General features: G+C 42.9%; 5 protein-coding genes and 1 pseudogene. 3 read left to right on the forward strand and 3 right to left on the reverse strand.

Annotated elements, in window-relative coordinates; translation table 11 throughout:
- Positions 1-39: 39 nt before the first annotated feature.
- Complete coding sequence (locus J1G40_RS14875) at positions 40-1,080, forward strand: SMP-30/gluconolactonase/LRE family protein (RefSeq protein ID WP_265243446.1); 1,041 nt, start codon at positions 40-42, stop codon at positions 1,078-1,080.
- Positions 1,081-1,092: 12 nt separating this feature from the next.
- Here J1G40_RS14875 and J1G40_RS14880 read toward each other — a convergent pair whose 3' ends face one another.
- Positions 1,093-2,037, reverse strand: coding sequence for an NAD(P)H-dependent flavin oxidoreductase (locus J1G40_RS14880; RefSeq protein WP_265243447.1), 945 nt, complete (start codon positions 2,035-2,037; stop codon positions 1,093-1,095).
- 104 nt (positions 2,038-2,141) lie between these two features.
- Positions 2,142-3,332 (reverse strand): tRNA 2-thiouridine(34) synthase MnmA, encoded by a 1,191-nt coding sequence (mnmA, locus tag J1G40_RS14885; RefSeq protein WP_265243448.1) that lies wholly within the window; start codon positions 3,330-3,332, stop codon positions 2,142-2,144.
- Positions 3,333-3,502: 170 nt separating this feature from the next.
- On the opposite strand from mnmA, the gene J1G40_RS14890 reads away from it, so the two are divergent.
- Both J1G40_RS14890 and J1G40_RS14895 read left to right on the forward strand, forming a co-directional pair.
- Positions 3,503-4,486 carry a fasciclin domain-containing protein gene (locus tag J1G40_RS14890; protein ID WP_265243449.1) on the forward strand — a complete coding sequence of 328 codons (984 nt, stop codon included), beginning with the start codon at positions 3,503-3,505 and terminating at the stop codon, positions 4,484-4,486.
- A 350-nt stretch (positions 4,487-4,836) separates the two neighbouring features.
- Entirely contained in the window at positions 4,837-6,237 is a 1,401-nt protein-coding gene (locus J1G40_RS14895) for a fasciclin domain-containing protein (RefSeq protein WP_265243450.1), read from the forward strand.
- 278 nt (positions 6,238-6,515) lie between these two features.
- Here J1G40_RS14895 and J1G40_RS14900 read toward each other — a convergent pair.
- Positions 6,516-10,265, reverse strand: a pseudogene (locus J1G40_RS14900) (hypothetical protein); the annotation flags it as partial.

A 10,265-nucleotide genomic window follows, 5' to 3' on the forward strand; every position in this document is an offset into this window, starting at 1 on the left:
CCTGACATTAATTTTATAGCAAAACTGGTCTAAATTATTATGAAATACATAAAGATAATTGCTGTCTTTTTTATAGCAATGAGCTGTAAGGAGAAAAAAGAAACTGTTGTACCAGAAACGGACAATAGTAGTATTACTTACCCCATTTTAGAAGGAGCTAGTATTGCAGCTAATTCGGAAGCCCTCTGGGATATTGTATCTAAGGAAGCCAAAATTGAAATTTTAGCTGAAGGTCATTATTGGACCGAGGGACCCTTATGGGTAGAACAACAGCAAATGCTGCTCTATACCGATATTCCGCGAAACGCCATATATGTCTGGAAAGAAGGGAAAGAAGCTGAGGTGTATTTAGAACCTTCGGGCTTTCTTGGGGAGAATTTTACCGGAGGCGAGCCAGGAGCTAACGGACTTTTACTAGATTCGGAAGGGGCGCTTGTACTATGTCAGCACGGTGAAAGACGCATGGCCAAAATGAACAGTACCTTAGACGCACCTAAGCCATCATATACCGCTTTGGTAGCAGAATATAACCAAAAGCGGTTTAACAGCCCAAATGACGCTGCATACAGAAATAATGGGGATCTTTACTTTACTGATCCTCCCTATGGCCTGCCAGAACGAATGGATGATCCTGCAAAGGAATTAGATTTTCAAGGGGTTTATCGGTTAGATACCGAAGGAGAACTTACCCTCTTGACCAAAGAATTTACACGGCCTAATGGGATTGCTTTCTCACTCGACAGTAAACAACTTTATGTTGCCAACTCTGACCCGGAACAGGCTATCTGGAAAGTTTTTGAAATAAAGGAAGATGGTACTCTGGGTTCCGGCAAACTATTTTACGATGCCACTGATTTAGTGGGTACTGAAAAAGGATTACCTGATGGTTTGAAGGTAGATCGAAACGGAAATATATTTGCCACGGGGCCCGGTGGGGTTTTTATATTCACGCCTGAAGGGGAGGTTTTAGGAAAAATTAAAACAGGACGGGCTACTTCTAATTGTGCGTTCAATGCAGACAAATCTGTACTATTTATTACAGCAGACAGTTATATACTAAGAGTAAAATTAACTGAATAAGGAAGATTACGATCAGGACATCTTGCTGACCGCTTCCCTGGCCAGTTGAAATTCTTTCATCATATCCCTTACAATTTCTGCGGCCGGTTTAATATCGTGAATTATAGCGGAGACTTGCCCGATTTCCAATTCGCCTTTTTCCATATCACCCTCGAACATGCCTTTTTTAGCCCTGGCTTTTCCCAAAAGTGTCTTGAGATCCTCTGTTGTTGCGCAATTAGAATAGGCCTGTTGAACTTCCTCATAGAATTGGTTCTTGAGGAGCCGTACTGGCGCCAGTTCTTTTAAGGTAAGATGGGTATCCCCTTCCTTGGCCTCTACTACTTTTTCCTTAAACAACTGGTGCGAAGAAGCTTCAGGACTGGCTACAAATCTGCTCCCCACCTGTACCCCATCTGCGCCCAGTATCATACAAGCTAACATGGCAGCACCTGTGGCAATACCACCTGCAGCAATTAATGGGATATTTATTTGTTCCCTCACCGCTGGTATTAAGGTCAGGGTAGTTGTCTCGTCTCGTCCGTTATGGCCCCCGGCTTCAAAACCTTCTGCAACTATGGCATCCACCCCCGCCTGCTGGGCCTTAATTGCAAATTTTACACTACTAACCACATGCACCACGGTTATTCCATGGGCCTTTAGGTGGGTAGTCCATGTTTTGGGGTTTCCGGCGGAAGTAAACACCACTTTTACCCCGGATTGTATAATAATATCAATAAGTTTATCTATTTCCGGGTATAGCATAGGAACATTTACACCAAAAGGTTTATCTGTTGCCTGCTGACACTTGGCAATATGCTCCTTTAGTACTTCGGGGTACATACTTCCTGCTCCTATTAATCCCAATCCTCCGGCATTAGATACAGCAGAGGCCAAACGCCACCCGCTGGCCCATATCATCCCTGCCTGGATGATTGGATATTCAATTTTAAAAAGGTCGGTAATTCTGTTCTGCATAAAAGTTGTTATTTATCCCAAGGATAAGATACTGAATTGGCTACCTCTTGTGTGGCTTTTCAGAATATAATTTTCTTCCGGGAATTATACCTAACAAAAGAAAATTAGGAGATAACTCCAGATCCTATTAACTCTTCTTCTTTATACCAGGTAACAAACTGCCCTTCTGTAATTGCGGCTTGCTGTTCTTCAAAATCTACATAGAGTCCGCTGTCTATTTTATACAAGCGTGCCTTTTGCAAGGGTTGTCTGTAACGAATACGGGCCATTACCTCCATACCCTGGTCTACTTCCAAAGCCAGGTCCGGGCGTACCCAATGCAATTCGTCATTTGAAACAAAGAGGGTTCTTCTGTAAAGACCCGGATGTTGTTTTCCTTGACCGGTATATATGATATTTTCTTTTACATCGGTCTCTATTACAAACAGCGGTTCTTTTGTGCCACCAACATCCAGACCTTTGCGCTGACCAATGGTAAAATAATGAGCCCCCTGATGTTCCCCTACCACCTTGCCGTCGTGAATTTCATATACCGGTTTTTCGGCATAATGGGCCAACTCGGCCTCCTTGGAAAGAAACTCTATTTCCGGGCGATGGTATTGTGGAATAGAAGCAGGAACTTCTACAATTACTCCTTTTTTTGGTTTTAACTGTTGTTGTAAAAAATCGGGTAAGCGAACTTTCCCAATAAAACACAAGCCTTGAGAATCTTTCTTTTCTGCCGTAATTAATTTATTATCCGCAGCAATTTGGCGTACTTCGGGCTTGGATAATTCCCCAATCGGGAACAATGTTCTGGATAATTGTTCCTGGGAAAGCTGGCATAAAAAATAAGACTGGTCTTTATTCCCGTCCTTACCCGCCAGTAGTTGATAGGTCTGTGTACCATCCGGATTATCTATAATCCCTTTCCTGCAATAATGCCCTGTGGCTACATAGTCTGCACCTAGTTGAAGCGCAATCTTAAGGAAAACATCAAACTTTATCTCTCTGTTGCATAGTACGTCCGGATTGGGGGTTCTCCCCTTTTCATACTCCCGGAACATATAGTCTACTATCTTTTCTTTATACTCCTTGCTAAGATCAACTGTTTGAAATGGAATACCCAACTTTTCTGCCACAATTAGGGCATCATTACTATCTTCTAACCAGGGGCACTCCTTGGAAATAGTCACAGAGTCATCATGCCAGTTCTTCATAAAAAGACCAATCACCTCATATCCCTGTTCTTTTAAGAGATACGCGGCAACACTGGAGTCTACTCCCCCTGAAAGTCCTATTACTACCTTTTTCATGACTTGTTTTAAAGTGCAAAAATACGAAAAACCCATTGCAAGCCAGCCATTTTAAGAAGCCTTAAACATATGCTGATGTTCTACAATCCAAAAGCCCTGATTAAAAGCAACCATATTAGTTTCAATTCATCTTAAGTAATAACATGAATTATAAATGAAATTTCATTTTTATGGATCGATTATTTAGTTTCAAAAATTGTATGCTGATTTTGGTGTTTACCAGCATGTTGTCTTGCAATCTGGATGATGGCAATACCCTGCCTATCCCAGAGACTACCCTGGCGGATAATATAATTTCAGATCCTGAACTCTCCTCTCTGGCTGCAGCCCTTGAACGGGTTAATTTCATTTCCACTTTTCAGGGGAGTACAAAATACACCATATTGGCACCTACTAACAGTGCATTCAGCAACTTCTTAAGTGCCAAGGGGTATGCAACCCTTAACGATGTGCCCCTGGAAGACCTAACCCAACTGCTGCTAAATCATGTCATCCTGGGACAGGTAGATAGCACTCCTCTAGTTAATTTGCAACGCAATTATCTGCAAACACTAGCCGATGGCCCGGATATCGGATCCAAGTTGTCTTTATATTTTGATGCCGTAAACGGGCTCATTTTTAACGGCATTTCCACCGTTACACAAGCAGATCTTTTGGCGGCCAATGGCATTATGCACAAGGTAAATGCTGTTATTGAATTACCAACGATTGCCACCTTTGTGGCCAATGATCTGAACTTTGAGACTTTAAAAACCGCCCTAGACCTGGCAGCTCCCTTTTCTGATATTACCGATGCCATTGAAGAAAGCGGACCTTATACGCTGTTTGCGCCAATAGAGCACGCTTTTGAAAATTTACTTGCCACTAATAATGATTGGGAGATGATCAGCGATTTGGATGAGACATTTTTAGCTCAGGTATTGGAGCATCATGTAGTTAATGGAAATTTCAGACTTTCTGAAATTAGTTTCGGCAGTTCCCTGCCAACACTGGAAGGTGATGAAATAACTTTCCAGAATAATGATGGAAATTTGGAAATAACCGACGGTTCGGGTAATGAAGGAAGCATTGTAGGCATACAGGATATACAGGCCTCCAATGGCGTAATTCACGGATTGGTCAATAATGTTTTACTGCCAGATCTTATGAATTAGTATTACCCAAAAACCCGTTTCGGATTGATCTTTAGAACGGATATGGTCATTAATTTGATAACTACTCCTAGTTAAATCATTGTTTATCAAACCACTACAACTTAATTAAAGAGTGATTATTTACCATTAAACTCACCTCATTATTATCATTTCATCGAATTTTTGTTAAACTTTTACTAATAATAATTAAACAAAAGCAACGCTCTTTAATTTCGTCATCCTAAAGTCGAGAATTAGATAACATTCCATGATGTGTTTTAAAAGCAACAAACTCTTCATGGAAAATTTTTTAGCCAATTTTTATTTTGTTCAACATATTTTAAATTTTATTAAACAATAAATCTAAAACAATGAAAAAAGTAATGTTTAAGTACCTACCCATTTATGCCGTCGTTTTCTTTTCTCTTCTGGCAGTATCCTGTTCAAATGATGATGAAGACCAAGATCCTATACCGATGGAACAAAACGATATCGTGGACCTGGCAATTGCAACTGGCGAACTTAGTAATTTGGTGGCTGCCCTTCAGAGAGCAGACCTGGTAACCGCTCTGCAGGCCGATGGACCGTTTACCGTTTTTGCCCCAACAAATGTGGCATTTGAAGCTTTCCTGACCGCTAACAATTTTGCCACGCTCGAAGACGTCCCCGTTGATGTGCTTACACAGGTATTGCTTAACCATGTTGTATCTGGGGAAAACGTATCTACTGCCCTGAGCACAGGTTATGTGTCTTCACTATCAACAGCCGGAGCCGGAAATAATAATCTAAGTTTATATATTGATACTGCTAACGGTGTTGGTATTAATGGTGTTTCTAATGTAATTCAGGCCGATATTGATGCCTCAAATGGGGTTATCCATATTGTTGATGGAGTAATAGGGTTGCCTACGATAGTAGACCATGCACTAGCCAACGGGGATTTATCCGAATTGGTGGGAGCACTTACAGCAGGTGGCAATACTACTTTTACAGATTTACTTTCTGGAAGCACAACCGACTTCACGGTTTTTGCACCTGTAAATGGAGCTTTTACAGCATTCACAAATCCGAATGATAATGAATTGGCAAACATTTTATCTAATCATGTAATTGTTGGTGCCGCTGCCTTCGCAGCAGATCTTAGCAACTCTTACGTTTCTACTGCCGCAACAAATACAGACGGGGATAACCTTAGTCTTTATATCAACACAGATAACGGAGTAGTTATCAATGGAAGTAGTACAGTAGCCGCTGCAGATATAGTTGCAACCAACGGTGTGATACACGCTGTAGATACGGTAATTGATATTCCTACTGTAGTTACTTTTGCTGTTGCCGATCCTACCTTTGCACCCCTTGTTACGGCTCTTACAGACGCCACCCCGGCAACTGATTTCGTAAGTGTACTTTCTGGTGATGGCCCGTTCACTGTATTTGCCCCAACAGCAAATGCCTTCCAGGCGTTACTTGATACCAATGGAGATTGGAACAGCGTTAGTGATATAGAAGAAGGATTATTAACCAGTGTACTTCAGCATCATGTAATTGCCAATAGCAATATTCGTTCTGCAGATTTAACCGATGGAATTTCTGCCCCAACTTTAGAAGGCGATAATGTTACCATTAACCTCCCAGGAACCGGTGATAATATAGCTGATATAACTGATGGTGCCGGAAATGGTAACAACGGAATTATTGTGGTAGATGTGCAGGCTGCCAACGGAGTTATCCATGCATTGAATAGTGTATTGATCCCTGATACACAAAACTAAAATGAAGTGACTAATGCTTTAATAAAATCCCTGCCATTCACGGCAGGGATTTTAATTTGACACCAAATTTATAGCCCTCTGAAAATCACACATCAAAATTGAAACGGTTAACATACAAATTCAGACGCTTTACAACTATTCTTTTTTTTTGCGTCGCTATAATCCCATATTCGTAGTCCCAAATCTTATCAAACATAACCAACTACTTAATGCTAAAAGCCCCGACGATTCGTCAGGGCTTTTTTCATTTAAGGGATTAATAATCAACAGATGCAATCCTATTTATGGAAATACACTTTTTGTCTTATTAATTCTTTCCCTGTATTCACTGTCATGATATGTACTTCAGTAGCCAATCTGTGAATTCTGAGTGGTAACATATTCTTTCCTTTAGTTACATTACCTGCTCTTTTCTTCATCACCACTTTACCGGACACATCCATAAACTGAACATCTATCACAGCATCGTAAGGAGTAGTAATTTCCAAATCGATGCTATTCTCGAATCGTTTATGGTACGGTTGTACCGTTACAAGTTGTACAGGTATAGTTGGTATAGCAGATCCACAGGTAACTGCATGAAGGATTAAATGAACCCCTTCATTGCTTACATCAATTGGGCCAAAAGTGTGGCTGGTAACATTGTTGAGATTTTCAGCCTTGTACGGGAACTGCCCTGAAGCCACTGTAGGGTCGCCATTCTTTAACGGATATGGTGCATCTCCAATGTACAATTGTGCCTCGGTCATTGTGAACCCGTTAAGAAGATTAATCGTTACAGTAATCTCCCCATCGCCATAGGTAACTAAAACATCCCCAGACTTCTCACCGTTGGAAATTACACATTGTCCTGCACCAGAATAAAGATCCAGTTCAAATATACCTGTAGTAGGAAGATAATTGGTCCATCCCCATCTGTTGGCTCCTAAGCCATCATCAATAAAACAACTATTGCTTTCAGCGTATCGCGCGTAGGCAGTCTGACAACCGGCAGGAGGGGCTTCTTCGTCCTCATCACAGGCATCCGGGATACCATTACCATCTTCATCCAAACTATCATCTCCCAATTCACAAACATCACAAGCATCGGGCACACCGTCACCGTCTGTATCTACACTGTCATCACCCTGCTCGCAAATATCACAGGCGTCTGGAACTCCATCGCCATCTGTATCCACACTATCATCTCCATCGCAGATATCACAGGCATCCGGGACACCATCGCCATCTTCATCCAGACTATCATCTCCATCGCAGATATCACATGCATCGGGCACGCCGTCCCCATCCGAGTCCACATTGTCATCACCCTGAGTACAAATATCACAACCATCAGCTACCCCGTCACCATCTAAGTCTGCACTATCATCGTTGCCTTCACATTGGTCGCATCCATCTGGTACCCCATCGCCGTCCGAATCTATATTGTCGTCATTGCCTTCACAAATGTCACAGCTATCCGGTACGCCGTCTCCGTCTGTATCCACATTATCATCTCCTTGTTCGCAAACATCACAACTATCAGGAACACCATCTCCATCTGTATCTACATTATCATCACCCTGGGCACAAATATCACATCCGTCTGGCACTCCATCCTGATCTGTATCTGTATTATCATCATTTGCCGGACAGATATCGCATGCATAGGGTACTCCATCTCCGTCCATATCTATATTATCATCACCTAATTCACAGATGTCGCAATTGTCCGGAACTCCGTCACCATCGGCATCGGCACTATCATCTCCTTGGGCACAAATATCACATGCATCTGGCACCCCATCCTGATCTGTATCTATATTGTCATCGCCCAACTCGCAAATATCGCAGCTATCCGCAACACCATCGCCATCTGCATCAGCACTATCATCTCCCTGAGCACACACATCACATCCATCCGGTACCCCATCGCCATCGGCATCGGCAGTATCATCAGCATCCTCACAAACATCACAAGCATCAGGCACGCCGTCCTGGTCTGTGTCCACATTGTCATCTCCCTGTGCACAGATATCACAATCATCCGGTACGCCATCATTATCAGCATCCAGGTTATTGTCTCCATCTGTACAAACATCACAACTGTTAGGAATACCATCGCCGTCTGTGTCTATACCGTCATCACCATCTGCACATACATCACAATCATCAGGCACTCCATCACCATCTTCATCTTTGGTATCATCGCCGTCAGGGCAGACATCGCAAGCATCCGGTACTCCATCCTGATCCGTATCAACGGTATCATCACCGTCGCAAATATCACAAGCATCAGGAACACCATCGCCATCTGTATCTAAATTATCATCCCCTTGTTCACAAACATCGCAGCTGTCTGGTACATTGTCATTGTCTGCATCGGCCGAATCGTCTCCATCAGGACAGGTATCGCAGGCATCAGGAATTCCATCACCATCGGCATCCTGATTGTCATCACCGCCTTCACAAACATCACAACCATCCGGAATACCATCCTGATCACTATCAGGTAGGTCTTCATCTATTAGTCCGTCCCCATCATTATCAACGCCATCACAAACCTCATTGTCCATTTTACACTCGGTTTGTTCTTCACATTCTATATGGAAATTGAAATCGATATGGTACTTCTGTTCATCACCCTGAGGTCCCATCCAAGCCCATCCGGCTACCCCTTCTGCAGAGGTATCAGAATCTGTAAGGGCACCACCTGGTCCTGCATGTACGCCTAAATTTGGTGTACTAAGATCGAAGGGATCCGGGCGTTGGGTTACTACAAAAGTTCCTTCTTCAAGACAATCTCCACCGGTGGTAGTAATAAAACTTTTTGTGCCGTCTACCAGGTAATACCTCAATGCTTCTTTGACCAATGCATCAGGATCACATCCCTGTGGTTTAAAGTTTCCTCCATCGGCACTCCAGGTGGCCCAGTCTTTTTTATCTTTTAAAGCAATATATAATTGGGCCGAACAGGCTCCGGATTGAACATCGCCTTCTATCAGGGCCGTCCCGTCGGTAAATTCTGTAAAGGTTAAGGTATGCGTTGCATTCTGAGAAAAGAATTCAGCATTATCTCCCAGGGCACGCATCTGCGCCCAGTAAAAACTATAGAATGGTTCTTCATCCGGGTTACAGAAATCTACGTCCATTACCTTACAGGCCTGTTCTACAACATCTTCTGCAACTACTATATTAATGGTTGCAGTGTCTCCAGGGCAATTGTTTCCAGTAGTAACGGTATATGTGATTTCATAAGTACCGGGAGTTAATCCTGTAGTATCAAATGAAGTACCACTGACTCCGGCTCCTGTAAATGTTCCTCCGGGTTCACTTACCAATTGCAAAAGGTCTACTATAGTTCCTTCACAAACTGATGTTGCATTGTCTTCTCCGGCATTTGGAGGTGGGGGCTGATTAATTGTTATTTCACAGCTGGTTTCTGCTCCATTGGCATCTGTGATCATCACCGAATGTAGTCCTACATTCAACGCCGTCGCTGTCTGGGTGCTTTCTCCATTATCCCAGCTGTAGCTAAAAGGTGCTACGCCTCCTGTTGGATTGGCAGTGGCACTGCCTGTAGACTCCCCAAAGCACAAGACATCATTTTCCAGTGCTATTGAACAACTCAATACATCGGGTTCTGGTATTAAAATCTCGCAGCTGGTCTCACAACCATTGACATCGGTAACGGTTACACTATGGGTTCCTGCACTTAAAGCAATAGCCTGTTGAGTAGTCTCCCCGTTATCCCACAAATAGGTATACACTGCCGTACCTCCTACCGGCATAACAGTTGCCATGCCATCGCTTAATCCATTAATAGTTATTCCACTATCCAACATAATGGTGCATGTCAATTCTGCAGGTTCTGTTAATGTGATCTCACAACTGGTTTGCGCCCCATTGGCATCTGTGATCATCACCGAATGTAGTCCTACATTCAACGCCGTCGCTGTCTGGGTGGTTTCACCATTATCCCAGCTGTAACTAAAAGGTGCTACGCCTCCTGTTGGATTGGCAGTGGCACTGCCTGTAGACTCCCCAAA

The sequence above is a fragment of the Muriicola sp. Z0-33 genome (assembly GCF_026126425.1).
In the GTDB taxonomy this organism is placed as follows: Bacteria; Bacteroidota; Bacteroidia; order Flavobacteriales; family Flavobacteriaceae; genus JAFMPW01.

What these genes read in the sequence shown, in the direction of transcription:
- J1G40_RS14875 (WP_265243446.1), top strand. Translation starts at nt 40, where the DNA reads ATGAAATACATAAAGATAATTGCTGTCTTTTTTATAGCAATGAGCTGT.
- J1G40_RS14880 (WP_265243447.1), bottom strand. Translation starts at nt 2,037, where the DNA reads ATGCAGAACAGAATTACCGACCTTTTTAAAATTGAATATCCAATCATC.
- mnmA (WP_265243448.1), bottom strand. Translation starts at nt 3,332, where the DNA reads ATGAAAAAGGTAGTAATAGGACTTTCAGGGGGAGTAGACTCCAGTGTT.
- J1G40_RS14890 (WP_265243449.1), top strand. Translation starts at nt 3,503, where the DNA reads ATGGATCGATTATTTAGTTTCAAAAATTGTATGCTGATTTTGGTGTTT.
- J1G40_RS14895 (WP_265243450.1), top strand. Translation starts at nt 4,837, where the DNA reads ATGAAAAAAGTAATGTTTAAGTACCTACCCATTTATGCCGTCGTTTTC.